Here is a 25,243-nt window from a genome sequence, read left to right on the forward strand (position 1 = left end):
CAATAGAAACTGTATCAAGGCAAACTCATACCAAAACCTATGTCTCAATCGATCGCCCCAGTTTTAGAAGAAAAGCAAACAGATACTTCCCCAACTTTAACCTTTGAAGAATACCGATTTTATCAAGGAGATATAGATGTACAATACGAGCTGTACAAAGGCAAATTAATCCCGATGCCAATAGCTACAGTTTTACACATCAAAATTTGCGAATATTTAGTTTATAAATTGCAGCGTTACCTAGCTCAACACAATCTCGACTTAGTAGTAAAAACAGGTCTGGGAGTGAGAACAGATGAAGATAAATCTCGGATTCCCGATGTAGTTGTCTGCACTCAAAGTCTTTTGGAACAAGCTGCTGCTAGACCCGGTGCAGGTATCCTCGAATTTGATGAAAAGCCGCTGTTAGTGGTAGAAGTAGTCAGCGAAAATCGCCGCGAAGATTACGTGATTAAACGCGGAGAGTACGAATTAGCGAATGTGCCAGAATATTGCATTGTTGACCCTAAAACGGGCAAGCAAAAAATCCGGCTTTTTGCATTGATTGAAGGTGAAGATGGTTACACGTATACAGATTTCTTGCCTGGTGAGGAAATGGAATCTGTAGTATTTCCCGATCTGAGATTATCAGTCAATGAAATTTTAGATCCGCCATTGGTAGAGGAGTTAGTTAAGGCAGAACAAGCTCAATTGCAGAAAGCTGAAAGGTTGGCGGCGAGATTACGGGAATTGGGCGTAGATCCTGATGCTGTGTAGGAAATTGGATGAAGTACGCGCGAGCGAAGCTATCCCGAAGGGAATCGCCCTTGACGTATCTCAATCATCTAGCGGCAAGTCGCGCAGGAAATAAAAGCGATCGCGCCATAAATTATCTCCTTTAATTCGCCCTAAGTAACCCGTCAATGGCGAGGAAAGTTCTATTAAAATTTCGTGCATTTCTTCAAGCTTCAATGGCTGAGGTGGATTGGGATTAGCATAATATGCCCCATGAAGAGTCTCAACTCCAGCATTTTCCACACCTGTGATTTCTAGACGATTTTTTACGATTTTGATGAGTTGCGATCGCACTTTAAGCTTTTCCCGCACATCGTCAATATAGCGATTAACCTTAGCATCGGCTTCCTCACCAAACGGCTGTTGTTCCAAACAAGGTTTTAATTGTAATAAATCGATCGAACCTGGTTGCTTAGCTTTCAGTTCAACCAGCTTTTGCAATGTTTCTGGGCGAATTACATTCATTTTACTACCAATAGCTGCTTGATTAGCTGGATTAGTTAAAGGCCCAGCCGCCAAAATAATTTTAACCGATCGATCGAACTTATCTTGACCCAAGTGAGTCAAACCTAAATGAATTAGTTGAGCCGTTACACTATTAGGTACACTTTCATGTTTGCTAGCTTTGCACTCTCCCGCTACTGGATAGGGAGTCTCGCAATAAAAGTCCAAACCACCAGCGCCGCCCGTTGATTCGGGATTGAGACTAGCTTTCGGATTATTGTTAGAATTGGCAAATCCTAGCTTGATAAAACTTTTGCGGACTAACTTTTCAAATGTATTACCATCGCTAGAGTTTCCGATTTGTGCGATCGTTTTAATCCAATCTAAATCTATATCTGGTTTTGCTGCTGGTAATTTTTCCGACCAACCTAGAAACATTTTGATTTCTGCGTCTAGTTGTTTGGCTTTTGGGTTGGTGGTCGATAAATGCACTAATGCACTTTGCAACTCTTCCAATTCTGGATGTTCTGGCGGCTCTAGTTTTTCCAGCTTTTGACGGCGTTTGGCAAAGATAGACTCGCTCAACACTGGCGTTGAATCAGTAACAGTTAGGGAATTTGGCAAAGGTACAAAATTGCCGCTGGGATGCACAGACATTTCTAGCGGCTGAGACAGCAAATAGACGCGAAGATAAGCTAGAAAAAGATAAGGTTTTTCTAGGAGAGTTTGCTGTAATGCCTCTGTTGTCCAGACTGTTAACTGCGACAAAGCCTCTAATGATTCTGGATCATTCAGCATTTGGCACAATTCGCATTTAGCCCAAGCTTTTATCAAAACCGTTTCAGAATTTAACTGAGCAAGTGCGTTTTTAGCGACGGGCAAAAAACTTGAGCGATAATGTTGCTCGTGGGGTAGCAAATTAATCGAGATATTGGCGGGGTACAAAGCAAACTTCTGCCCCGGATTAATGAATTTCCGGGGCATAGCCACAATTAATCGCCCTAAAATTAACGCCTCAACATCAGCAGCAGGTAGACGCAGAGCATTGTACATCGAAACAGATATACTCATGATCAACTAAATAAATCACTCAAATCATCCGATTCATCTGTATTGTCAATAGTCGGCGGATTAAGAAGGTCTTCTAAAAGTTGACGTTCATCTTCATCATCAACAACAGGCATGATACCAGATGGATCGCTCAATATCTCTCGCAGTAAAGGATTGTCAAAAGTTAGCTGCTTCTGAGAGATGAAATCAAAAACTTGATTTTCCGTTAAATTATAGTCTATGCACTTTTTACAAACAGAATAAACAGCGATCAAAGGTTTTATTTGCTCTTCTATTAAATCTGCGATTTCACCACCTCTTTCTTGAGGTGATACAAGTTGTTCAAGTAACTTGTATGCTTGAGCAGTCTTCTTTATTGTTTCGATTTTGGCTTGAGAACGGACTAAACAACCGCGAGTTAAGTCAAATCTTTCGTAATCTATTAAGCGCCTCAATCCTGCAACTAATTCATTTTGAGAAGACTGGATTACTGCAATGCCAATTTTGACCACTTTTCCATTTTCTGTGCCAATAACTTTGAAGTTAATACAATCATTATTTTTGGCTTTTGGCTTGATTTCAGTAGTAACCTCTTCAATAAACACTCCTTCGATTGTCTGACCTTTCAACGTTTCAAAACCAAAGCAAAGAGCTTTAGCAATTAGGGAGTTATTCTCCATATAGTCTACGAGACCTGATTCAAGTTCCATGAGAGCAAGTTCAAATCGCTCAAAAGGATCTTCTGGAAGAGCAGGTCTAGAAACTTTAAAATTCTCTTCACACCATGTCAAAGCTTCCCGTACCGCTGGCTTATTTGTGCCGTATTCTTTGAGTTGATTCTCTTCAAAAGGATATAGCTGATTGTGAGGCTTTAAATTCCTGAACTCATAGAAATCTTTCAGCCACAAAGTTACTATCTCTATCATTGAATTGCCATCAAGAAAGTTTAATTCAATTGGCTTTCCTTTTGTATATGTTGATAGTCGAGCTGGTGTACCGCCCGACATCAGCTTGATTTTATGTGTCCAAGTATTGGGCAGCATTACTGTGAGAATGACAACTCCTTGACCGAGTTCCGATTGATTGAGAGTATCGTGGAGGCGTTTAACTAAATCAGCAATTACCATTTCTGTTGGCAAGCCATCATCAGTAGAGTTGTTTTTGACATCTATTTCATCAAAACAAATGATGACTGGGTTGTAGCAACTCACCAAATTCACTATTTGCTGAACTGTATTAAGAGCTTCAGCTTCTCTATCTTGATTGGTTTTACCAGAATTTGCTGGCAATCCCAGTTCCTCAGCCTTAGACTTATCTAGTTCCTCACCTGACAACCATTTGATTGCAAAGGCTGACTGAATTTTTGAAAGCGTCCACAAAACAGCACGAATAATATAAGGATCAGCATTAGGCTTTGTTTGGCAAACTTTTTGACTCATAGTGTTCATAAAACTCCTATTTTTAGCCGCCCAACTAGCACATACTTTATCAAATCGGTCAAGAAAATTGGCGGGTGAAAGGTTTGGAGCATCAGCATTTATAGCTTTCAAGCCTTGATTTGCCATTGCGGCAGCTACTTCCTGCCACTGCATCACCCCTTGATTAACTGGGTGACTCAAACTATTTGCTAAGGTTTGCTGAAATTGGTACTTAATCAAGTTTAAGTCGGTGTAATTATTGACGCTTGCATAGACAAACAAAGCGCCACCATCTCGTTCTAGTCGATAGCGAATGCGAGCGAGAACATGGCTTTTACCGACTCCTTGCGGAGCAGTTAGGGCAAGGGAACTAACTTTATCTTGACTGGATTGACTGGTTCGCACCAGCTCAACGGCCTGAAAAACTGCATCAGAAGCGTGTTTGTTGAGAGTGGGAACATCGGGGAATCCTTTTCCCCAAATATCCTGCTCTTTGACAATGCCAGTTTTGCTAAATGGATTGTGACTTTGGATGGCAGCTTTGAGGGATTCTATGGGAGATGCGGCTGAATTTTCCATAATGATTGGGTGTGAGGTAACAAACTACAAAAAGATTCAGGGTAATTTTAGGCGTTCAAGCGCTTGGCGTAGTTACGAAATCCAACGCCAGAAATGGTGATTGAGTCCTCGCGTTTGTCTGCAGTGATGTCTGGCATTTCTCCAGACATTAGCTGAAAAATATCTTGAGCCTGCATTTTCAGTAGCCATTCATTGAACTCCGATCGCCCTACCCTTTCCCCGATCGCCCGTCGCATCCGATAAATCGGCACTAAATCGTCTAAGTTATAATCCCGGTTCAAGCTGTCATACACATCGAGCGCCACAGCCTTAAAATCGTCATAGGATGCGATCGTCCCTACATCCGCCTTCCCCTTCTCAACCGCCACACTTGCCGCACCATCCTGATGCCGAATCCACTTCAACAAAGAATTTCCCAGCCGAGTACCAATTTGAGAACCATCAAACTCAAACAAAGAATCCTTACTTTTGAGCCCCTGCGCTAAAACTTCTTTCCCTTTCGCCGTCAATTCCACCAGCGTCACCCGATTTACCAGCGAATACTCGATCGCCCCAGTCGCCTGCAACTCGCCGAGCACTCCCAGATATCTCTGACTCGTCTCATTAGTGCGAACAATCCGCTTAGTCAAATCCCCCTTTTTCACCTTCATCTTCCCACCGCCCAAATCCCACAAATTCAGCAGTACCCGAACTTTCGCCTTCGCATCCCACACCGCTTGCTCTTCCGGTGTCAAAGTTATAGGCACCGCAGTTTCACTTTTCTCAGACATATCCATACCTTTAAATACTTGTTTTTACTCTTAGATTTTACCAGAAACCTTGCTGTGAAACATTTAAACTTTTTCGCAACAATCCGCGCGAGGCTACGCACAACTTATGCAAATTTCATTTAAAAATAATAGGCATTGACTAAAATGTGATTGTTTGATAAAATATCAAATCAAACAAGCGATCGCACTTCAAATTCTCTGCACCAAATGCGATCGAAACCATTTTAAGCACAGCCCGCTACATCCTAGCAACCTCAACAAATGTAGCGATCCCAACCGCAGCTAATAACCAGCAAACCAGCGTAACTGCGACTTTAGTTCAATGCTCGATTCTGCCTTTAGAAAGACGAATTCAACCTAAACATCTTGTTACATTGCAATGGCAATCAAAACATTGAACAAGATTTTACCCATGAAAACTATTCCCGATCAAATTTCCGACATCAAAGAAAAACTTCCAGATTTGACTCCCACCCCTCCCGGTTTAAAAGCTCAAGCATCTAGCCACGACCTCAAAGCCCGTTTAGATTGGGGCGAACCCGGACTCACAATCATCGACGCCCGTGACTTTGAAACCTTCGCCAAAAGCCACATTACTGGTGCCGCACCCATGCCAATGGACGAATTAGTCGATCGAGCAAAATCCAGTTTAGAACCCATCCGCGACATCTACATCTACGGCGAAAACGACGAACAAACCGCCGAAGCTGCCAATCTTCTGCGCGCAGCAGGCTTTCAAAAAGTAGCTGAACTAAAAGGCGGAATTCCTGCTTGGAAAGCCATCGACGGCCCCATGGACGGCGCAGTCGAACATGACAATCCCGGCCCCGACGCCTATAACGTTTTCTCTCGCTTGCAACACCACGCCGAAGCTCAGAAAATCAACAAATAATATCAATTCCGGTTGCACCGGAATGATAGTTGACTGTTGACTGTTGACGGTTGACTGTCAGTAGAAAAACTGAATAATTTTTGAGTGTTGACTGTTAACTCGATTTTATTATTCCGATGCAACCGGAAACGATATAATCTCAGATTTGTGGCAGGATTCGCCCACCCAATCTGACACTTAATAAACCCGGTATCGCAAAAGTTACCGGGTTTTTCAATCAGAAGTTATACCAAATCCAGCCTCAATTTTCTTAGTCTCTTACAGAGTAACTTCCTTTGTATAGCCTCGGTTTCAACCGCCGACTCTTAACTTCCTGCCATCCAAATATGCCTTAACTTCCCCAAACATTAAGCGGTTTGCATCAAAAGTAATCCGTTTAACAGCTTCCTCAAAAGAAAGCCAAGCAGAATTTTGAACCTCCTCCTCTTGCAAAACAACTTCCATCGAATTGACAAAACCTAAAAAATAAGTCACACTCTTTTCAATCGGCTCCCCATCCTTAACAAAAGAATAGTGTTCCGTAAAACTCGGCTCATCCAGCATTTCAAAATCCGATATACCAGTTTCCTCCTCAAATTCTCGCCTTGCCGTTTCCGCAGGAGATTCCCCCGGATTCGCGTGACCCTTCGGAAACGCCCAATGTCCCGCTTGATGTTGAATCAACAAAAACAAAGCATCAGCTTCCTTTCCAAAAATCGGCACAATCCCAAAACATTCATCTTTCATATTTTTATATTTCCTATTGCTAACTAATCCCAATCTTCTCTTAGTCTCGCGTTGCGCGGACTTTGTTTGTGTAGACTCGATTTCCAATCGCCGGGAATTTGTGGTGAAAATTCCCACCCTAACCGAGTCTGCTGTTCATAAACCCGCTTCAAAGTATTAACATCCCTCGCTGAAATAGGCGGAGGAGTTCTCACCTGAGAAAAATAAAGCACATCAGTTTCCATCAAACTGTGGCCCCAAATTCCCAAAGCGTGACCCAACTCGTGCCGCGCCGTCGCCGGAATATACTTACCCACTTGATTCGGATTCAAATAAACCGAAAACCGATGAGATAACACAGTTTTATCCCCATCCCGACGGGCATATAATTCATAGGTAGCCTCTCCAGAACGCGATCGCAAAACCCCTTGACGCAAAGGCGGAGCCCGACGTAAAATCCTAATATCAGCCACCTCCGAACTATCCACCACTTCCAAAGGCAAATAAACCCCCCATTCCCGGACAACATCCAACACAGCCGCCACCCATTCTTCAGACTTATTAGCATCAACTGGACGCTCAACATAAACCTGAATCGGAAACTTAGACCACAACAAATGACCGAAATTCGGTGGCTTAACCTGGTCAAAATAATCACCACTATTTGTGGAATCTTGCCAATTTGCTAGCGTTGGTGGCAAAGGATGAACCTGTGGATTCGGCAAACTATTGGGGAGAGAAGAAACAGTCGCCGCCGGAGTATTAACCTGAGTAAAAATTATCAGGCTAAAACAACATAAAGCCAATCCCAAACCAGCCAGCAATCGAGATTTTACCGTAACTTTCCACAACCGCATTTTTCTGACTGCACTTAAATCTCATCTTTAGGGCGGGCTAGAAGCCCAACCCCTACTCCCCACAATATTTATTTATGTGGCACGGGCGTCTCGCCCGTGAGCTAATGTGGCACGGGCGTCTCGCCCGTGAGCTATCTGCGGTTAAAAATCCGAATATTATAACTTAGGCGCCAACCAACCAGCACTCAAAATCACAGTCAAACCCATAAAAACAATAGACAGACCCCAAGTAATCCGGTTCAGACTCGTTTCTGCACTCTTGGCGCTGGTAAACAATTGAGCTTGTCCGCCAATCCCTCCAATACCATCGCCTTTAGGACTGTGCAGCAACACAAAAATCACAAGTCCTAAAGCAGACAAAGACCAGATAACTTGTAACACAGCAACAATATTCATAATCGGGGGGAATTGGTAATTAGTAATCGGTAATTTATTATGATATCAAATTTGGTCGATCGCACACAATTTATGCAGGGAGACTCCAAGAGTCCACTGGTGTCAACTTAAGCCTGAAAGCCTTGATAAATCTAGTTTTTACCTGACTCCAGATCCCCCTAAATCTCCCTTAAAAAGGGGGACTTTGAGCCATTTCCGGTTCCCCCCGACCTAGGGGCGGTGCCCCCGTGCCCGCCCTTGGCTAGGGGGGATCTAGGCTGAAGAGTCAAACAGCATTCTGTGACTTGGTTTGACGTTAAATTAACACCAATGGACGGCGCCTTTGTCCCTAATCCTGCGTCCCTACTACAATCGGACTCGCACCGGAGTGCGATTGGCACGAACTTCAAACTCAGGCGATCGTATCATAGAGCGTCCCGTCATCTCCGGGGGCTGAGGCAACCTCAACAGCTCCAGAATCGTCGGCGCAATATCCGCCAAACAACCATCCGTCCTCAGAGGAACATCCGTTCCGTGACCCGGAATCTTCCGACCTTCACCTTCTACCAGAATAAACGGCACAGGGTTAGTAGTGTGAGCCGTCCAGGGATTCCCGTCCTCGTCAAACATCTGCTCAGCATTTCCGTGGTCAGCAATAATAATTGCCGTTCCCCCAGCTTTACTAATGGCGCTCACCAGCCGCCCCAAACATTTATCCACAGTTTCGATCGCAATTATCGTCGCATCCATCATCCCCGTATGACCAACCATATCCGGGTTAGCGTAGTTAATCACCATAAACGAATAGATGCCTTTTTCCAAAGCCGTCACCACCCCATCCGTCACCATGTCCGCCGACATCTGGGGCGCCTCATCGTAAGTCGCCACCATCGGGCTCTGCACCAATTCCCGGTGTTCCCCGATAAAAGGCTCTTCCAGACCCCCATTAAAAAAATAAGTCACATGAGCGTACTTTTCAGTTTCCGCCGTCCGCAACTGCTGCAAACCGTGCTTAGAAATCACCTCGCCCAGAATATTGTTCAAATTCTGCGGTTCAAAAGCCACCATTACCGACAGTTTCGGGTCGTACTGAGTAAAAGTCGCAAACGCCAGAGGCTCAATTAACTGCCGTTCAAACCCCTTAAAATCGGGAGATACAAAAGCCTGAGTCAATTCTCTAGCCCTGTCCGGGCGAAAATTAAAGAAAATTACCCCATCGCCGGATGCCACGGCTCCCCGCGCAATGCGAGTCGGAATTGCAAACTCGTCGGTCACTCCTTCAGCATAGGAGGCCTGCAACACATCCATAGCCGATCGACCGTCAGGAGCACCCTCAGTCGTCATCACCTCGTAAGCCCGCTGCACCCGATCCCAGCGCTTGTCCCTGTCCATCGCGTAGTAGCGGCCGCTGATGGTCGCAATCCGACCCACCCCTACCTCTGCGATATAACTTTCAATCTTGCCTAAAGCTTCGACACCCTCTTTCGGAGTAGTATCACGACCGTCAGTAATCGCGTGAATGCAAACATCAGAAATTCCCTGTGCCTTTGCTAATTGCAGCAAACCCTTAATATGACTGAGATGGGAATGAACCCCACCTTCAGAACAAAGACCAGTCAGGTGCAACTTGCCGCCCGTGGCGCGGACTTTCTCGCAAAGCCCAACCAGCGCGCGGTTGTCGAGCAAAGAACCATCTTCCACTGCATCCGAGATCCGCACCAACTCTTGAGGAACCACGCGGCCCGCGCCCAGATTCAAGTGACCAACCTCTGAATTCCCCATTTGCCCGTCTGGCAGCCCTACCGCCCGACCCGATGTTTTAATCAGAGTTCTGGGATAAGCGGCCCAGAGACTGTCCATCACGGGTGTTTTCGCAGCGGCGATCGCATTTCCGTCTTTTTCTTCACGATAACCCCAGCCGTCTAGAATAATCAGCACTACAGGAGATACAGACGCTTGTGCCATGTGAATACCTTATTTACAATAATTAATTTCTCGATCGTCAAGATTTCCGATTTTGCGGAACATCTTCCGCTAATCAGTTTACATATTTTTTAGGCTCCGGCTGAACAAAGCCCACCAAAATTCCCTTAGCCACAGCATTGTGGGAACTTATTTCGATCGGCTTGGCGAATTGTTTAATTGATTGCCTTGGCTTGTACTGTGAATGCACAGTCGGAGGCTGTTACCGATCTCACCAACAGCAGCCGTGCTTTTGTGGCCGGATTTCATGGATAGTTTAACCGTCGGTGGCTCTTGAAACACTAAGAAGATTACCACAGATTGCCGACTTTTACTACTGCCTTAAGGAATAGATTAAACAGCTTTGACTGGGCTGGAATAACGTTAAACGAGTTGAGCAAAAATCGGTTGCCGAATCCGCTCACTCTCAGCGGACATAAAATTCTACAACATCTTTTTTAATTTTGACATCGTAATTGCCAAAGAAATCGTGACCGAGCAGACCTATTGGCATTTGTTTCGCGATCGCCACTTCGACATTTTGGATCAAAGCACCCCCAACCCGAATCGATCGCACCAGCCCGATCGGGAACTCGACAACGCTACCGTCAGCGATCCCCGCTCTGATGGTACGCACCGGCCTCACTCCCAGTGCAGTAGCCATCCGCTGAGAAATCAAAGTGCCGCTCGCCCCGGTATCGACAATCATCTCAAAAGTCTTGTTGCCGTTAAATACCACATCAATCACCGGCGTCCCGCCAGCGCGACGCTTGATTTTAGCTTGAAATACCTGTGGATTCCCCCGTGGCTTAGCCGGTTGATTTGCTGGGGGTTTGGCACCAGGATTGGATGGGTTCCAAAACTGAGAGTACAATTGGCCAGTTGTCAATCCCGATCCCGTTATAGTGCGATCAAGCTGCTGGGAACTCCCATCGGGAACCAATGTCATCACCTGGCTTTCTGGCTGATGTGAATAAGAATACACCTCGCCACCCCCCACCGATCCCAGACCAACCAAAACGCTCGCACAAACCAAGCCCGATCGCCAAATTCGCTTGAGAATCACTTTTGCCATGATCTAATACCATTTTTTTAAAGATGTGCTATGGATGAAGTCTTAGCCCCCCCTTAATAAGGGGGGGTTGGGGGGGTAATATCTAGCGCTACTTTATGAAATTGGTATAAATACCTTAATTGCTTCAATATTTCCCACAACGACCGCCATTGATATCCTAACTTGCTCCCGAAAACCCAGCGCCCGAAGAGCCTGATCAGATCATCAGGAAAACTTGGCAATTTTCAAGCGATCACATAACATCGAAACACAGATAAACTGATAAACGGCAACAGGCTGTAATTGCAGAGCCTGGTTGGATATCTTGAAATTAAGCATTTGGGGGCGATCGGCAATGCACAAACTTTTATATTTTGCGACTATAGGACTACTAGCTTTCTCGATCGGAGGATGTGGTGGCGACGAGGGAACCAACACAGCCAGCCCCAGCCCCAGCCCTAGTGCAGCCTCTCCGTCTCCGGCCGCCTCTGCCAGCCCCACCCCAGCAGCTCAGGCTTTCCCGTCCCCAATAGTAGCCGCCCAGCCTCCAGGGTTAATTCGATCGACCAACCCAGACGAACGAGCAAGACAGGCTCAAACAAATATCGGCGACAACCAGGACAGGAATCCAACGCTTCCGCTTCAGCCGGTGCCCCAAGGCCCTGTGACAGCCAATCCTTCTCAGTTAGACCCCTTTGGGCCGCTGCCACCGATCGTATTACAAATCCCTCCAGGAGCCAACGGAGCGGGTGGGACTACCTCCGAACTCCCCAAACTGCCACAGCGACAAGTTGCCGTGCTACCCGAACTTCCCGAGTTATTGGCTCCGCCCCCAATTAACAGGCCTGGTCAGACGGTTGCTATCACCAGGGGACCCGGCGGTCGATCGGACACTCAGCAAGTACGAGGTCCGGGAGGCTCTTTACTTCCCGGAGGTGATGGGGGGCAAATTGGCTCGCCGCCGCTAGTTCCAGGGCTAACTGCTCCTCGGTTAGGTGGCGGTGGCGGTGGCAGAAATGGTTCCTTACCCGGAGGCACCGGGGGACAAATTGGCTCGCCTCCTCTAGTTCCGGGCCTAAATGCTCCTCAGTTAGGTCGTACTCGTACATCCCCGCCTGGACTCGAACCCATTGCAGCGAGACCCATAGGAGTGCCGGATCTGCCGGAACTGCCAGTAGATAAGCGCCCCCCCCAATGGAGAGACCCCAATGCCAGGGTAGCAAGAGGTCCTGGCACCCGTCCCCCGGGAACTACTGGGCCAATAGGAGGTAGAGCCCAAGATGCGCGGAATCCGCAGACTCGCCGTCCAGCACCCCCGCGCCCGCCCCAGCCAATAGCAGCTAGACCTATAGGAGTACCGGATCTGCCGGAACTGCCAGTAGACAAGCGCCCGCCCCAGTGGGTAGACCCAAATCCCCCACCTCCTCCCGTCATCCCAGTAATTCCGCCACCGCCTTCTACTGACCTCGCTACGGGCACTGAAGTCAGCGGGGTGGTAAAAGTCGGGAACGAGACGCAAGTGATTGTCAAAGTACCGAATGAACCAACTAGCCGATATGTAAAAGTAGGGCAGCGGCTGTCTAACGGGCAAGTGTTGGTGAAGCGGGTCGATCTCAAGCAGGGAGCAGATCCGATCGTGATTCTGGAGGAAAACGGCGTTGAGGTAGCCAAAGGTGTGGGCGAAAAACCCGCCAGTCGCCAACCACAACCCGCCAATGCAGTTATTAGCCGTCTCCCAAATCCGAATAGCTCAGCGCGACGCTGAAAATTGACAGTAAAGCAGGAAAAATGCTAAAGGCAAAAACTCTAATTTTTGCCTTTTTGCATTTAGAGCAGATCTCGAACCTGAAGGTAAAATTAGTACAGGGATTAAAAAATAGAGGACTTTTCAGTGAGTATTAGCTTCTAGAAAATCCCTATTAGTAATTGAAGTTAAAGGAGATCGATCATGCTCGGTTCAATTCAAAAATTAGGGATGGTGATATTAGTTGCTTCTTGTATCGGCAGCGCCACTAATCTCTTGAATCCCCAGCCATCAATGGCTCAAGCAACACCCGATCCAAAACCAGAAGAAGGAAAACGCTCTCCCTTCTGCCAAGGAAACCCTCCTACGGGAAGAGTAAAATGCAATTACGAGGGAGGCGATAATTACGAGGGAAATTTCGTTAACGGCCTGCCAGACGGCAGTGGTGTCTACGTGTACGCTAATGGCGATCGCTACGAAGGAAATTTTCGGAATGGAGTGCCAAATGGTAGAGGGACATTCATTTTTAAAGATGATGCCCGCTACACAGGCGTGTTCCAAGACGGCACAATGAGATCTGGGACGGTGGTTTTCTCCAACGGCGAGCGCTATGTCGGAAACTTCGCAGTCGTCAGGAACGTTCAGACTGATGCCATTAGCAGTCAACCATCAGGGCGGGGTCAATTTTTTTATACCAATGGCGATCGCTATGAAGGACAATTCTTTGCAGGCTCACCCTTTGGCCCTGGGGTATTGGTGCGGGTAGACGGCACTCGCTGTTCCGGCAGATTTTTTAATCAAGAACTTGACGCTAGTGTCACCTGCACTTTCCCCAACGGGACGCGCTATGAAGGAGAATTACGAAAGGGAGTGCCTCACGGTGTCGGGACGATGATCGATGCTAGAGGTAGGCGCTTTCCGGGGGTATTTCGCAACGGCAAGCCCGGAGTTTCGTAAAGGATAAATGATTGAGGTTTTCAGCCAACTTTTGACAACAAATGGGACAAAAGACAAAGGACAGAAGAAGATAATATCTAACAGCGCATAGGAGAAATTTGATTGATGATTTCCCGTTCTTGGACCAGTGGAATCGCTTTATTAGTTGGATCAGTGTTGGGAATTGGTAGTTACGCGACTTATCCCTTGCCCTCAATGGCACAAGGAACAGAAGCTAGAACCGGTCGCTGCGTGCCAGCTATCGCTACAGGTAGAGTTAGGTGCGATTATGACAGCGGTGATAGCTACATCGGACAGTTCGTTAACGGTTTGCCCAGTGGCACTGGGGTATACGTATATTCCAACGGCGATCGCTATGAGGGGCAGTTCCGTCTGGGCAAACCAAATGGTCGAGGACAATTTATATTTAAGGACGACGCCCGCGTCGAGGGCATATTCCGAGATGGCAAAGTTAGTTCCGGGACAGCTATTTTTACTAATGGCGATCGCTATATAGGGTCGTTTTCTCTTGATCAAAAAGTAGGCGTGCCCACGGGACAAGGGCAATTCATTTTTGCTAATGGCGATCGCTTTGTGGGTCAATTTTTAGGGGGCAAGCCTTTAGGTACGGGAGCGTTCACCCGGGCTGACGGCAGTCGGTGTTCGGGACAGTTCTATACTCAAGAACTTGATGGCAGGGGTAACTGTTCGTTCTCCAACGGTATCCGCTATCAGGGAGAGTTACGCAAGGGATTGCCTCACGGCAAAGGGACAATTATCGATACCAGAGGCCGGCGACTTCCGGGAGTATTCCGCGACGGCCAGCGGGTAGAGCAATAAACTGGGAATATCTGTTAGTAAGGGCAGGTTGAGAGCTAATATTTTTTGAACAAAACCTGCCATTGCTAGGTTTTAAAGTCAAAACTATTGATAATTTAGGACCAGCTTTTTCTCAACCGAATTGCTAATCTTAAATATCCACTTAATGGAGTTAATGGAGGCGTTTTGATATGACAACTACTGCTTCTGCTTCCGGGAACACCGGCCAATTTCCCTTCGACTTTGCCCCGCAGCGGACTCAAGATGCTGATTTGTTGCGACAACTCAATTTTGTGCCCGGTTTGAAGGAAGTCTTGACTTTGCGCCAAGTTCATGCTTTGGAACACGCTACTGTTTGGGTACTAAGTCAATCGTTTGGTGCGACGACAGCAAGAACCGATAATGAGTTATTGGGCGGGATGTCCACAGAACAAGGGTTTTATCTTTATGGCCACGTTAACATTGCACAGTTGCGTCAAGCAGTGCGCGAGGCTTTGCAGCGGATTGCCAGCGGAGAGTGGGATTTAGCTGTACATCCCCGCTGTGGCACGAATTTGTCCGTGGCAATGCTGCTGACGGCAGGACTTGCTGTTGGCATCAATTTAGCCCTGCCTCGCGGGCCCATTCTACAACTTTTTGGTTTGGGTGCAGCGGCTGCTGCTGCGGCTCAGTTAGCTCCTGATGTGGGAGCTCTGGCTCAGCGGTACGTCACAACTGCTATTCCGTTTAATTTGAGTGTGGTTGATATTACTGTAAGTCACGACTTCTGGGGACGCGAAGCTCATTTTGTGCGGGTGCGTTGGGTTGAATAGTTGCACAGTATCAAGCGCGATCGATAGATCTAACTCATCTGCGTTAATCTGTGTTAATCTGCCTGTATCTGCGGTTAAAAAAAGAGAATGTATTAACCGCAGATAAGAATGGATTGACGCGGATTCACGCAGATGCAGAGAAGAGATATCTGAATAATTCCGATGAAGCGCGGATTTGATATAACTAATAACAATTAACTCATGAATTCTGGGTCATCGAAGATCCTAAATGCGATCGGGATCTACTCCTAATTCTCGCAACCTCACCGCCAATCTTTCAGCCCGTTGTTCAAGTTCCTGGAACCGAGCTTGTTCTGCTTTAATCAACCCTTCAACTAATGGCGGAGACAGTATTTCATTCACTGATAATGTCAGATTTGGAAAGACTACAGACACCATTTGTTGCCCCGGCAAAAAATCTGTTTGTGTATAGATGTCTTCACCTTCAGGAAAGGCTAAAACTCGCACCAGTTCTTTGTTAGGTGTAGGGTCAACAATTACATATTCGGGCACGTTAGCTAGTTCGTACTCAGCTCGTTTAATCACATAATCGGCGCGCCGATTTTGACTCACTACCTCTATGACTAACAGGGGCTTTTCCTCAAAATCGAGGATACCAGAACCTGCTCTAGCAGCAGCTTGTTCCAAAAGACTTTGAGTGCAAACAACTACATCAGGAATCCGAGAGGTATCTTCTTCTGTTCTTACTCCTAGGCCTGTTTTTGCTACTAAGTCAAGATTGTGTTCCGCTAGGTAACGCTGCAATTGGTAAACTAAATATTCGCAAATTTTGATATGTAAAACTGTTGCGGTTGGCATCGGAATTAATTTGCCTTTGTACAGTTCATATTGTAGATCGGAATCAGTTTGATAAAATCGGTATTCTTCAAAGGTCAAGGCGGGTGAAGTATCAATTTGATTTGATTCAACAACTGGCACTACAGATTGAGACATATCTTTTCACCGATGTCGATATAATCCTATTATATTCAATCTGCCTCGCTCTGGGTGCATTTGCGGTTAAAAATTCCCAATTATCGATCGCACTCGCCACCAGAATTGTCAGAGAATAGTTGAATAGTGTAAAATCAACTTTGCGATCGCCCCGACAACTCGACCTCACCCTTCCGTACACCATCCGAGTTCCTATGTCAATCAAAAAAATTCTTTCTATAGCGCTGTTAATTTTCATCCCCATTTCCATCGCCGCTGAGTATTTGCACTGGGGTTCCCTCGCAGTTTTCATCACATCCGCTTTAGGCATTATACCTCTGGCGATTTGGTTGAGCACAGCAACAGAAGAAGTGGCGATCGTTACAGGCCCCTCCATAGGCGGCTTATTAAATGCAGTCTTCGGCAATGCTACGGAATTAATTATTGCCATAGTTGCCCTAAAAGCTGGCTTAATTGACATTGTGAAAGCCAGCATAACCGGTACAATTATCAGCAACTTGCTCTTAGTCATGGGATTTTCCATGCTGCTAGGAGGAATCCGCTACAAAGAACAGGAATTTAAGCCAATAATCGCGCGGGTGAACGGTTCCACAATGACTCTAGCAGTGATTGCAATCCTGCTGCCGACAATGGTAATTTACACCTCCAATGGAGTCGAACCCGCAGCCATTCAGAATCTTTCCTTAATAACTGCGATCGTCCTAATTGCAGTTTACGCTCTAACTCTCCTATTTTCCTTAAAAACTCACAGCTATCTTTACGATGTTGGGCTAGTAGAACTAGAGTCAGAAAATTCTCAAAATACCAAAGAGGAATCTACTACGCACAAACCGAATTTGTGGCTGTGGATAGGAGTGCTAGTTGCCTCAACTGTTGCCGTTGCTTTTGAATCAGAAATTTTCGTGGGTGTTGTCGAAGAAACTACCAAAGGATTGGGATTAACGCCACTGTTTACAGGGGTAATTCTGTTGCCGATTGTTGGCGGCGCCGCCGAATATGTAACTGCGGTGGGAGTTGCGATGAAAAACAATATGGATTTGTCAGTTTCTGTCGCGATGGGTTCGAGTTTGCTAGTTGCTTTGCTGGTAGCGCCGGTGTTGGTAATTATCGGATTAATAATTCATCAGCCGATGGATTTAAACTTCAATCCGTTTGAAGTAGTTGCAGTTGCCATTGCCGTGACAATTGCTAATCTAATTAGTCTTGACGGGCGATCGAATTGGCTTGAAGGAGTGCTGCTTTTAGCAACATATATCGTGTTAGGAGCGGCATTTTACTTTCACCCCATTACTTGATTTCTCGTTGAACAGGCAAGATGCCTGTTCCACAAAAACTCAATTTTCTTAACTGGTTCCTAGGCTATGCCTGGGAACCGATGTCTAGAGGCTCTGCCTCGTTTGTTTCCATGCAAATTGGAGGCAGAGCCTCCGGATCTGAATTACCAGGCAGAGCCTGGTAACGAGTAATTCCGAATCTCACAAGAGCACTAAAGTGCTAAATAGTATCCGGGTTTATTCCCATCTCCCGTAAGCGCGCCGCCAGTCTGTCAGCTTGCTGTAATCGAGATTGTTCTTGTCTGATTAAATCTTCGACAAGTGGGGGAGATAGAATTTGATCCACTGATAAAATCAAATCTGGAAACTGTAAAGACACGATGTTTTGCCCGGGGAAAAAATTCGCTTGCTCGTAAGCAGTCTCATTTTCCGGCAAAGTTACAACTCTGACCCTAGTCCGGTTAGGTTTAGGGTCTGCCATCCAATATTCCGGCACTCCTGCATTTTCGTATTCTGCTCTTTTTGTCACGTAATCTTGACGCTCGTTTTGGCTGACAACTTCAACAATTAACACTGGCGTTTCATCTAAATCAAAGACGCCAGCACCCGGTCTGGCAAGCAGTTGTTCCCAAAGACTTTGAGTACAAACAATCACATCAGGAATCCGCGAGGAATTCTCTTCTGTTCTCACTCCCACATTAGTTTTTGCCACCAAATCGAGATTGTGTTCAGCTAAGTAACGCTGCAATATGTAAACTAAGAATTCGCAGATGCTTGCGTGTAAAGCAGTTGCTGCTGCCATCGGTATTAATTTTCCCCTGTGAAGTTCGTAGAGAACGTCAGGTTCTCCCTCATAGACAAGATATTCTTCAAAAGTTAAGGTTGGCGAAGCATCAACTCGATCGGTTTCCGAAACAGGTAAAACAGACTGAGACATATTTATCCGCGCTCCGGTTTGAGTTCTCTTAATTAATTTTAGCCTCTATTCTTTTATTCCTCTGGGGTTAATTGAAAGAATTAGGTATTTTTCAAGCAGTTACGGACAGCGACACTGTTGAACAGGAAAACACTCTCGTCGGCAACTTCTTTTTTTGCCTTTACTGTCGCGACAATCAGAAGTATCCCGACATTCTACCTTATCTTCACAAATTTGCTGACGGGGAAAAGTACCTAAGCTTTGTATAGAAACTTCAGCCGTAAGCGCACCCTGTTCTATAACTTGGTCATTTTCTTTAATTTCATAGAGAAACTTATTTTCTCCCTCTAAAACCGAAAAAGTTCTTGTTTTATGACTGTTACCCAACTTAAATCCAAAATCCTCGGAAAACTCACCTTTGTTGTAACCTCGGTCTGTGTAAGGATAGGGGTTAGTTTCCATGCCATCAGTCACATTTTTAATCATCACCCTCCTGTTAGGGCCGGGAGGAGTTTTGCTGGAGACAAATCGAGCGCTTTGCGAATCAGGCGTGATCACAGTACCGGCACACACACCTACATATTCAGTGCGCTTAAATTGAATCAAATTAATATTAAAAGCGTTTTCGTTTTTCACCCTAAATTGTGCTTCGCTAGTCTGCTGGGCGCTAACTGTGAAAGCTGCTAGCGTCAAAAAAAAAGCCCCCACCAAAATAGCTAGGAATTTAATTGGTGGCCTCCCCGTAATAAATCTGGCGTGTTTCATCTCTCTACCTCTAATGTGAATAGATAGCATTTTGTTTAGGAGTTATTTTAACTTGAGAGCAGATATGTTGTCAAAGTAGCTCCAATAGGTTTCTGGTGAGGACTTGAGTCTTGGATGCTGAGTTGCGAAAGGAAAGATGGAAGTTCTGACTGTGAAATTTGTAGAGTCAGGAAGGGAGTCCTGATTACTGAGATGTTGCACTATTGTCAAGAACAGGCAAGATGCCTGTTCCACAAGAAAATTGACTCTTTGTGGAACAGGCATCTTGCCTGTTCCTAAACAAGTAATTGAGAATGGTGTAACATCTCAGGAGTAGGAACTTAACTACCAAGTTACTCGATCGCGCCATCTCTCTAAAAGCTTGTCTCCAATGCCCTGAACCCGCGCCACGTCGTCCAAAGAGGTAAAAGGTTGCTGTTGCCGCGCTGCAATAATTCTCTCGGCTAACTTCGGGCCAACCCCGGGCAAGGTTTCTAATTCTTCCTGAGTCGCTGCATTCAAATTAACTAACTTTTTACCCGCAGCAATTTGAGGTTTAGCACTCGCCGATTTTGATGCTGCTTGTAGTGAATCGCACTCTTTTTTCTTAGCATCAATTCTCTGTTTGATTCGGGCGGGAATTCCCAAGGTTGCACCTTTGTAAAGTCGATCGAACTCCCGCTCAAAATGGGCCGCAACTGTGGGACTCTCGATCGCCAGCAGCGTCTCGTCATTCCCGTGATTTGCCGCCTCACTCCAGTTGTGAGAACCTGTAAGTACCGTTTTGCCGTCCACAACGCCGAATTTGTGGTGCAGGCGATCGCCCATTGGTAACAGTGGCACTCCCACCGTAGTCAGCGGCTTTCTCCAAGGGCGATTGTCAGTTTCTAACCCGCAATCTTGCATCAAAGTCGCCCCCATCATATCCAACCCTTCACTATAAGAGCGATAAATAAAATTAGAGTCAATTAAAGCTCGCACCGCCACTCCCCGGCTAGCTTCAATTTCCAAAGTATTTGACAAACGCTGAGCCGAAAATACAAACAGTGCCAAATCAACCGACTTTTTCGCACTACCCAAAGTTCGATTTATCAAACTGTTAACGCTTTTTTCCCAAGGCAAAGTCTGGGAAGTCGGCGAAAATTGCACCGCAACTGTCGCATTCCCTACTCTCACTTTTTGCACTTGACGAAACGGCTTTTTGATGCCAAACTTGCTGTCCGGTTTGTCTTTGGGCCCGTCGCCCCACATGATGTTAAATTCTTGAGTAAACAGTTGCGCTATTTGAGCATTTTCAATTTTTAGCAAATTGTTGGCATTGCCGCGACTTGCTGCTGTCTTGAAATCGCCGTGTATATCGCTTGTGGTAAAATTAGCAGAAGTGACGATTACGGTTTTGCCGTCAATTACCACAAATTTGTGGTGCATCAAACCGCTGCCTTTACTGCCGTCAGCAGTATCATCAATTACAGGAATACCCGCATCCTTGACAATTACCAAAGCATCATTTTGCTTGATTTCCTCGACCGTTAATTTACCGTCTTTATTGCGATCGGCAAGTTGCACAAATTCGCTATAACGATCGCGCTCTCTTTCCGGTAATTTCGCTAACTCCTGAGCTGTAAAATCGCTCCAAGCGCGACTATACATATGTTCGACAATTAATCTCACTTTAATTCCCGATCGCTGTCGATCGGCCAAAACCCTCGCAATACCGGGCAATCGAAACTCCTGAACCGCTACATCTACGGTCGATCCAGCACTGGCGATCGCCACAGCGATCAAGTTTTCTAAATCATCTCCAGGTCTAGTTTGCTGGCGGTAAGGCTCTGTATAACTCGAAGCGATCGACTGATTGAAGTATACTTGCAATAAAGGGTCTTGAGGCAACGGAATCAGACTGGGAGATAATTGAGGCTGCTCTTCCTCTTGTTGTCCGCAAAGCACGAGACCGATTGCCAGCAGCAAAAGCCAGCACAAACGCCATAAAGTATAATAAAGTTTAGCCACAAAAGTTTAAAATTTATTGAGGTTATTTATCAGCTCATTGTTCAAATATATTCGATAATGTCAAGTTAGAACCTATTAAATTTATGCAAGGGAAGAGATTTTACGTCTTGTAAGACTGCCGCGATGCCGGAAGCATCACTGGTAGGGTAGCAGCATTCAGGGGCGTGGATCAAACCCGATACTGCTGCTTTATGGCTAAAAGAAAAACACTTTTTCCGTGTGGTCACAAAGGATATGGTAAAGCGTGTCATCGCTGCACGCAAGAGTTTGTGGCGCAGCAGAATTATGTTCAACTGTTGGCCGAAAAACAAACCAAAAAACAGGAGAGGGAAGCATCATTTGCCACAGATGTCATCGAGCTCAGAGGTCTGCCAGATTATGTAGTTACTAAAGCCCGTGCAATTATAGCAGCTTTGGGCGAAAATAAGAATTACCGAGATTTTGGGGGGAAACGCCTGCGTCACAATCGTTTGATTATAAGTATTCCTGTAGGGCGACACTACAGAATGTTGTGCAAAGATTGCGGGACTTTCTTGATTCCCCAAAAAGTTTTGTCCCACGAAGATTATAATGTTTGTAAACCGGGAAGTTAGTTATTTGTTATTTGTTAGTTGTTATTGGTAGCCACTCACAACAGTCAACAGTCAACATTCCTTATTACTTATTGAAACCCATGCAAATTTATCTCGACTATAGCGCTACGACTCCGACACGCCCAGAAGCAATTGATGCGATGCAAAAAAGCCTCACTCAACAGTGGGGAAATCCTTCGAGTTTGCACGAGTGGGGACAAAGGGCGGCGACAGCTTTAGAATTAGCCAGAATGCAGGTTGCTAGCTTAATTAACGCGCTACCAGAATCGATAATTTTTACCAGTGGCGGCACTGAAGCAGACAATTTGGCAATTATGGGAATTGCCCGTCTTTATACAAAGCCGCAGCATATCATTATCTCCAGCGTAGAGCACTCCGCAGTAGCAGAACCGGCGCGACAACTCGAACAGTTGGGATGGGAAGTAACGCGCCTACCAGTGGATAAATTTGGGCGAATTCACCCTTTGGATTTGCAAGAGTCGCTGCGATCGAATACAGTGTTAATTTCAATCATTTACGGACAAAGCGAAGTTGGCACGCTGCAACCAATTGAGGCATTAGGACAAATTGCGCGCGATCGCAATATCATGTTTCATACCGATGCAGTTCAAGTTGCCGGCAAGCTGCAAGTAGACGTGCAGAAACTGCCCGTAGACTTGCTTTCGGTTTCCAGTCACAAACTTTACGGGCCACAAGGTGCAGGTGCGCTTTACGTGCGTCCGGGAGTAGAATTAGTGCCAATGTTAGGCGGTGGTGGCCAAGAATTGAAACTGCGTTCCGGGACACAAGCGCTGCCAGCAATCGTCGGTTTTGGGGTGGCGGCAGAGTTAGCATTGCAGGAAATAGATGTGGAAACGCCGAGGTTAATTGGATTGCGCGATCGGCTTTTTGACCGATTATCCCACGTACCCAGTTTAGTACCAACAGGCGATCGATATTTCCGACTCCCACACCACGTAAGTTTTTGCATAATCTCCCCTTCCTCCCGCCCTTACCAAAAGAGAGATACAGGGCGAATCACAGGCAAAACTTTGGTTAGACAGCTAAACTTAGCCGGAATTGGCATTAGTTCCGGTTCCGCTTGTAGCAGCGGCAAACTAACTCCCAGTCCGATATTATTAGCAATGGGATATGACGAAATCGGTGCCGTTGGTGGAATTCGATTGACTCTAGGACGAGAAACCACAGAAGCGGATATTGATTGGACAGTAATTGCGATCGAGCAAATTTTGGATAGATTAATGCCAAAGGTAGCATTGTGTAGGAATTAAAAAACCGGGCGGTTTGTCTGCACACACAATCTAAGAAACCGGGTTTTTTCCGATATCTTCGCCTCCGATCAAAGATTGTCGCAAAAACCCGGTTTCTGGCCACCCACGCACAACCATGCTACAATAAACCCGATATTATTCACAACTCCCCAACAATGGAAGAAAGCCGCGCCCAAGCCTACCTAGAACTAATTCACACCCTGCTGAATTGCCCCAACGGCGAAGAACCGCAGATATTACAAGATAACTCAGAATTGTTGGATGTCGAATTTCTGGAAACTTGCGAGTTAGTAGCAGAAAAAATGGCACAGCAAGGAGGACAAAACGGCGCTAATTTCCTGCGAAAGCTGATCGGCCAGCTAGCACAATTAATCGATATCAACGATGGTGATATCTCCGCAGGTGAAAATCCCCAAGAGTATGCAAACTTTATTCTAGAATTATTGCAAGCCGAAGATGGTAGCAATAGCAATACAGCAGTAATTTACCCGATGCTAGCTGAACGAAAACATCTACTAAATGCTCGTTTTTCGGACATTTTAGAGCAAGTAATGCAGAAATTAATTGGTGGGGAAAATGCAAAAACTATTGATTCAATTGTCAGTCTGGTTGAAGATTTGAGCATTAATATTAGTAATTTTTCCGGTGGGAATAGAGCCGATAATATTGAAATTGCCATTGCCGCTTATCAACTTGTTTTAAATAATCGGCAACCCGGAAGCGAAAAGTTTGCTCAAACTCAAAACAACTTAGCTGCTGCCTACATTACCAGAATAAAGGGCTCGCGGGCCGAAAATGTGGAAATGGCGATCGCCCTTTATGGCGCTGCTTTAACAGTATATACCCTTGAGGCTTTCCCGGAAGATTGGGCAATGGCTCAAAATAACCTAGCTGCTGCTTACGCCAACAGAATCAACGGTTCGCGGGCGGAAAATATCGATCGCGCGATCGCATTTTTTGAGGCTGCTTTAACTGTTCGTAGCCCTGAACACTTTCCTGAAGATTGGGCCATGATTCAATATAATCTAGGTAATGCCTATAATGACAGAATCAACGGTTCGCGGGATGAAAATCTCGAAAAGGCGAGATCCTTTTATCAAGCAGCATTAACAGTATATACCCGTGAGGATTTCCCTGAGTATTGGGCAATGATTAAAAAGAAGCTGGCTAATACCAATTTAATGTAAAGTGGCACATATCTCGATCCCCCTAAATCCCCCTTAAGAAGGGGGACTTTGAGCGGAATCTTGTCCCCCCCTTATTAAGGGGGGCTAGGGGGGATCGGATTCTATGCAGCCTCATAAAAAATTGGTATAATGCTTAAAGTGATGCAGCCTTAACAATCTCAGAAACCGGGTTTTTTCCGACATCTTCGCGCACCATCTCAGAAACCGGGTTGTTTCCGATATCTTCGCCTCCGATTAAATATCTTCGCAAAAACCCGGTTTCTCGTCACCACGCACCATCTCAGAAACCGGGTTGTTTCCGATATCTTCGCCTCCGATTAAATATCTTCGCAAAAACCCGGTTTCTCGCCACCCAAAAACCCACCCCCCAATGATGATAAAATAAATCCCGGTGTTATTGACAACTCCCCACAATGGAAGAAAACCGCGCCCAAGCCTATCTCCAATTAATTCACACCCTGCTGAATTGCCCCAACGGAGACGAACCGCAGATATTACAGGATAACTCATAATTATTGGATCGCGGATTTCTGGAAACTTGCGAGTTAGTAGCATCAACCTTGGCAGAACAAGGAGGCGAAAATGGCGCTAATTTCCTCTGACATCTAGCCCGTTACCTAGCGCCACTCATCGATATGAACGATGACGTAGATAGCAATAAATCTGCCAGTGAAAATTTCCAAGAGTATGCAAATTTTTTCCTAGAATTATTGCAAGCAGAACAAGATAGCAACGGGGATATAGCAGTAATTTACCCCATGCTGGAAGGGCGACAACATCTCCTTAATGCCAGTTTTGCCGAGACTTTACAGCAAGTGGCGCCGAAGTTAATTGCCGGCGAAAACTCAGAAACAATTAGCTCAATAATCGGGCTTATTGAAAAGTTGAGTATTCATATTAGTGACTTTCCCAGTGGGAATAGAGTGAATAATATTGAAATTGCCATTACTGGTTATCAAATGGTTTTAAATAATCGCGAACCTGGTAGTGAAAAATGGACGCAAACCCAAAATAATCTGGCGGCTGCCTACAATAACAGCAAAAACCAGGCGGTTGAAACTGCGTCTACACAAACGATGTCCGCCTTCGCGGACTAAGAGAAG

The 25,243-nt window shown here is 45.8% G+C and carries 24 protein-coding genes; 11 read left to right on the plus strand and 13 right to left on the minus strand.

What is annotated here, in order from left to right; translation table 11 throughout:
- The first annotated feature begins 39 nt into the window (after positions 1-39).
- Positions 40-756: a Uma2 family endonuclease gene (locus tag QUA43_RS01655; RefSeq protein ID WP_333370467.1), complete on the plus strand. Its 717-nt coding sequence runs from the start codon at positions 40-42 to the stop codon at positions 754-756.
- Positions 757-816: 60 nt separating this feature from the next.
- Here QUA43_RS01655 and QUA43_RS01660 read toward each other — a convergent pair whose 3' ends face one another.
- Genes QUA43_RS01660 through QUA43_RS01670 form a run of 3 tightly spaced genes read right to left on the minus strand, consistent with a single transcriptional unit; the run spans position 817 to position 5,035 of the window.
- Positions 817-2,289, minus strand: a complete 1,473-nt coding sequence (locus tag QUA43_RS01660; RefSeq protein WP_333370469.1) for a DUF1802 family protein — start codon at positions 2,287-2,289, stop codon at positions 817-819.
- 2 nt (positions 2,290-2,291) lie between these two features.
- On the minus strand, positions 2,292-4,265 hold the full coding sequence (locus tag QUA43_RS01665) for an ATP-binding protein (protein ID WP_333370471.1): 1,974 nt from the start codon (positions 4,263-4,265) through the stop codon (positions 2,292-2,294).
- Positions 4,266-4,312: 47 nt separating this feature from the next.
- Positions 4,313-5,035, minus strand: a complete 723-nt coding sequence (locus QUA43_RS01670; protein WP_333370473.1) for a hypothetical protein — start codon at positions 5,033-5,035, stop codon at positions 4,313-4,315.
- 412 nt (positions 5,036-5,447) lie between these two features.
- Between QUA43_RS01670 and QUA43_RS01675 the strand changes: the two genes are divergently transcribed.
- The gene (locus QUA43_RS01675; protein ID WP_333370475.1) at positions 5,448-5,927 is read left to right on the plus strand and encodes a rhodanese-like domain-containing protein; all 480 of its coding nucleotides are present in this window, start codon (positions 5,448-5,450) and stop codon (positions 5,925-5,927) included.
- A 291-nt stretch (positions 5,928-6,218) separates the two neighbouring features.
- Here the strand turns inward: QUA43_RS01675 and QUA43_RS01680 are convergent, their stop codons facing one another.
- From QUA43_RS01680 to QUA43_RS01700, 5 genes are all read right to left on the minus strand, one after another.
- Positions 6,219-6,653 (minus strand): NUDIX domain-containing protein, encoded by a 435-nt coding sequence (locus QUA43_RS01680; protein ID WP_333156557.1) that lies wholly within the window; start codon positions 6,651-6,653, stop codon positions 6,219-6,221.
- Between the two features lie 23 nt (positions 6,654-6,676).
- On the minus strand, positions 6,677-7,489 hold the full coding sequence (locus tag QUA43_RS01685) for a peptidase (protein WP_333370477.1): 813 nt from the start codon (positions 7,487-7,489) through the stop codon (positions 6,677-6,679).
- A gap of 156 nt (positions 7,490-7,645) precedes the next feature.
- Positions 7,646-7,885 (minus strand): preprotein translocase subunit SecG, encoded by a 240-nt coding sequence (gene secG, locus QUA43_RS01690; RefSeq protein WP_333057626.1) that lies wholly within the window; start codon positions 7,883-7,885, stop codon positions 7,646-7,648.
- Positions 7,886-8,230: 345 nt separating this feature from the next.
- Entirely contained in the window at positions 8,231-9,829 is a 1,599-nt protein-coding gene (gene gpmI / locus QUA43_RS01695; protein WP_333370479.1) for a 2,3-bisphosphoglycerate-independent phosphoglycerate mutase, read from the minus strand.
- A 424-nt stretch (positions 9,830-10,253) separates the two neighbouring features.
- Entirely contained in the window at positions 10,254-10,901 is a 648-nt protein-coding gene (locus tag QUA43_RS01700; protein WP_333370481.1) for a retropepsin-like aspartic protease, read from the minus strand.
- Between the two features lie 334 nt (positions 10,902-11,235).
- Between QUA43_RS01700 and QUA43_RS01705 the strand changes: the two genes are divergently transcribed.
- From QUA43_RS01705 to QUA43_RS01720, 4 genes are all read left to right on the plus strand, one after another.
- A complete protein-coding gene (locus tag QUA43_RS01705) occupies positions 11,236-12,645 on the plus strand; it encodes a hypothetical protein (protein ID WP_333370483.1) in 1,410 nt (469 codons plus the stop codon).
- Between the two features lie 183 nt (positions 12,646-12,828).
- Positions 12,829-13,581: an MORN motif-containing protein gene (locus QUA43_RS01710; RefSeq protein WP_333370485.1), complete on the plus strand. Its 753-nt coding sequence runs from the start codon at positions 12,829-12,831 to the stop codon at positions 13,579-13,581.
- A 105-nt stretch (positions 13,582-13,686) separates the two neighbouring features.
- Positions 13,687-14,400, plus strand: a complete 714-nt coding sequence (locus QUA43_RS01715) for an MORN motif-containing protein (protein ID WP_333370488.1) — start codon at positions 13,687-13,689, stop codon at positions 14,398-14,400.
- 170 nt (positions 14,401-14,570) lie between these two features.
- Positions 14,571-15,191, plus strand: coding sequence for a DUF6391 domain-containing protein (locus QUA43_RS01720; protein WP_333370490.1), 621 nt, complete (start codon positions 14,571-14,573; stop codon positions 15,189-15,191).
- A gap of 225 nt (positions 15,192-15,416) precedes the next feature.
- Here QUA43_RS01720 and QUA43_RS01725 read toward each other — a convergent pair whose 3' ends face one another.
- Positions 15,417-16,145 (minus strand): Uma2 family endonuclease, encoded by a 729-nt coding sequence (locus QUA43_RS01725; RefSeq protein WP_333370491.1) that lies wholly within the window; start codon positions 16,143-16,145, stop codon positions 15,417-15,419.
- 194 nt (positions 16,146-16,339) lie between these two features.
- Between QUA43_RS01725 and cax the strand changes: the two genes are divergently transcribed.
- Positions 16,340-17,440 (plus strand): calcium/proton exchanger, encoded by a 1,101-nt coding sequence (gene cax, locus QUA43_RS01730; protein ID WP_333370686.1) that lies wholly within the window; start codon positions 16,340-16,342, stop codon positions 17,438-17,440.
- 199 nt (positions 17,441-17,639) lie between these two features.
- On the opposite strand, the gene QUA43_RS01735 is transcribed toward cax, so the two are convergent.
- From QUA43_RS01735 to QUA43_RS01745, 3 genes are all read right to left on the minus strand, one after another.
- The gene (locus QUA43_RS01735; RefSeq protein WP_333370493.1) at positions 17,640-18,356 is read right to left on the minus strand and encodes a Uma2 family endonuclease; all 717 of its coding nucleotides are present in this window, start codon (positions 18,354-18,356) and stop codon (positions 17,640-17,642) included.
- 99 nt (positions 18,357-18,455) lie between these two features.
- Positions 18,456-19,100: a hypothetical protein gene (locus QUA43_RS01740; protein WP_333370495.1), complete on the minus strand. Its 645-nt coding sequence runs from the start codon at positions 19,098-19,100 to the stop codon at positions 18,456-18,458.
- Positions 19,101-19,424: 324 nt separating this feature from the next.
- On the minus strand, positions 19,425-21,089 hold the full coding sequence (locus QUA43_RS01745; RefSeq protein WP_333370497.1) for a DUF655 domain-containing protein: 1,665 nt from the start codon (positions 21,087-21,089) through the stop codon (positions 19,425-19,427).
- 191 nt (positions 21,090-21,280) lie between these two features.
- Here QUA43_RS01745 and QUA43_RS01750 point away from each other — a divergent pair, with 191 nt between their 5' ends.
- From QUA43_RS01750 to QUA43_RS01760, 3 genes are all read left to right on the plus strand, one after another.
- Positions 21,281-21,682, plus strand: coding sequence for a DUF7682 family zinc-binding protein (locus QUA43_RS01750; protein ID WP_333370499.1), 402 nt, complete (start codon positions 21,281-21,283; stop codon positions 21,680-21,682).
- Between the two features lie 80 nt (positions 21,683-21,762).
- Positions 21,763-22,953 (plus strand): cysteine desulfurase family protein, encoded by a 1,191-nt coding sequence (locus tag QUA43_RS01755; protein WP_333370688.1) that lies wholly within the window; start codon positions 21,763-21,765, stop codon positions 22,951-22,953.
- 155 nt (positions 22,954-23,108) lie between these two features.
- A complete protein-coding gene (locus tag QUA43_RS01760) occupies positions 23,109-24,140 on the plus strand; it encodes a tetratricopeptide repeat protein (RefSeq protein WP_333370501.1) in 1,032 nt (343 codons plus the stop codon).
- 234 nt (positions 24,141-24,374) lie between these two features.
- Here QUA43_RS01760 and QUA43_RS01765 read toward each other — a convergent pair whose 3' ends face one another.
- Complete coding sequence (locus QUA43_RS01765; protein WP_333370503.1) at positions 24,375-24,695, minus strand: hypothetical protein; 321 nt, start codon at positions 24,693-24,695, stop codon at positions 24,375-24,377.
- An 80-nt stretch (positions 24,696-24,775) separates the two neighbouring features.
- Here QUA43_RS01765 and QUA43_RS01770 point away from each other — a divergent pair, with 80 nt between their 5' ends.
- A complete protein-coding gene (locus QUA43_RS01770; RefSeq protein WP_333370505.1) occupies positions 24,776-25,237 on the plus strand; it encodes a hypothetical protein in 462 nt (153 codons plus the stop codon).
- Positions 25,238-25,243 lie beyond the last annotated feature (6 nt).

Origin of the sequence: Microcoleus sp. N9_B4 (genome assembly GCF_036701635.1) — a bacterium.
Classification (GTDB): domain Bacteria; phylum Cyanobacteriota; class Cyanobacteriia; order Cyanobacteriales; family Microcoleaceae; genus Microcoleus.

Excerpts from the sequence above, each read along its gene's own strand:
- QUA43_RS01755 (WP_333370688.1), top strand. The coding sequence starts at position 21,763 with ATGCAAATTTATCTCGACTATAGCGCTACGACTCCGACACGCCCAGAA.
- QUA43_RS01770 (WP_333370505.1), top strand. The coding sequence starts at position 24,776 with ATGAACGATGACGTAGATAGCAATAAATCTGCCAGTGAAAATTTCCAA.
- QUA43_RS01715 (WP_333370488.1), top strand. The coding sequence starts at position 13,687 with ATGATTTCCCGTTCTTGGACCAGTGGAATCGCTTTATTAGTTGGATCA.
- QUA43_RS01675 (WP_333370475.1), top strand. The coding sequence starts at position 5,448 with ATGAAAACTATTCCCGATCAAATTTCCGACATCAAAGAAAAACTTCCA.
- QUA43_RS01710 (WP_333370485.1), top strand. The coding sequence starts at position 12,829 with ATGCTCGGTTCAATTCAAAAATTAGGGATGGTGATATTAGTTGCTTCT.
- QUA43_RS01655 (WP_333370467.1), top strand. The coding sequence starts at position 40 with ATGTCTCAATCGATCGCCCCAGTTTTAGAAGAAAAGCAAACAGATACT.
- QUA43_RS01760 (WP_333370501.1), top strand. The coding sequence starts at position 23,109 with ATGGAAGAAAGCCGCGCCCAAGCCTACCTAGAACTAATTCACACCCTG.
- QUA43_RS01740 (WP_333370495.1), bottom strand. The coding sequence starts at position 19,100 with ATGAAACACGCCAGATTTATTACGGGGAGGCCACCAATTAAATTCCTA.
- cax (WP_333370686.1), top strand. The coding sequence starts at position 16,340 with ATGTCAATCAAAAAAATTCTTTCTATAGCGCTGTTAATTTTCATCCCC.
- QUA43_RS01700 (WP_333370481.1), bottom strand. The coding sequence starts at position 10,901 with ATGGCAAAAGTGATTCTCAAGCGAATTTGGCGATCGGGCTTGGTTTGT.
- QUA43_RS01660 (WP_333370469.1), bottom strand. The coding sequence starts at position 2,289 with ATGAGTATATCTGTTTCGATGTACAATGCTCTGCGTCTACCTGCTGCT.
- QUA43_RS01735 (WP_333370493.1), bottom strand. The coding sequence starts at position 18,356 with ATGTCTCAGTCTGTTTTACCTGTTTCGGAAACCGATCGAGTTGATGCT.
- gpmI (WP_333370479.1), bottom strand. The coding sequence starts at position 9,829 with ATGGCACAAGCGTCTGTATCTCCTGTAGTGCTGATTATTCTAGACGGC.
- QUA43_RS01705 (WP_333370483.1), top strand. The coding sequence starts at position 11,236 with ATGCACAAACTTTTATATTTTGCGACTATAGGACTACTAGCTTTCTCG.
- QUA43_RS01750 (WP_333370499.1), top strand. The coding sequence starts at position 21,281 with ATGGCTAAAAGAAAAACACTTTTTCCGTGTGGTCACAAAGGATATGGT.
- QUA43_RS01680 (WP_333156557.1), bottom strand. The coding sequence starts at position 6,653 with ATGAAAGATGAATGTTTTGGGATTGTGCCGATTTTTGGAAAGGAAGCT.
- QUA43_RS01670 (WP_333370473.1), bottom strand. The coding sequence starts at position 5,035 with ATGTCTGAGAAAAGTGAAACTGCGGTGCCTATAACTTTGACACCGGAA.
- QUA43_RS01685 (WP_333370477.1), bottom strand. The coding sequence starts at position 7,489 with ATGCGGTTGTGGAAAGTTACGGTAAAATCTCGATTGCTGGCTGGTTTG.
- QUA43_RS01665 (WP_333370471.1), bottom strand. The coding sequence starts at position 4,265 with ATGGAAAATTCAGCCGCATCTCCCATAGAATCCCTCAAAGCTGCCATC.
- QUA43_RS01765 (WP_333370503.1), bottom strand. The coding sequence starts at position 24,695 with ATGCTACTAACTCGCAAGTTTCCAGAAATCCGCGATCCAATAATTATG.
- QUA43_RS01725 (WP_333370491.1), bottom strand. The coding sequence starts at position 16,145 with ATGTCTCAATCTGTAGTGCCAGTTGTTGAATCAAATCAAATTGATACT.
- QUA43_RS01720 (WP_333370490.1), top strand. The coding sequence starts at position 14,571 with ATGACAACTACTGCTTCTGCTTCCGGGAACACCGGCCAATTTCCCTTC.
- secG (WP_333057626.1), bottom strand. The coding sequence starts at position 7,885 with ATGAATATTGTTGCTGTGTTACAAGTTATCTGGTCTTTGTCTGCTTTA.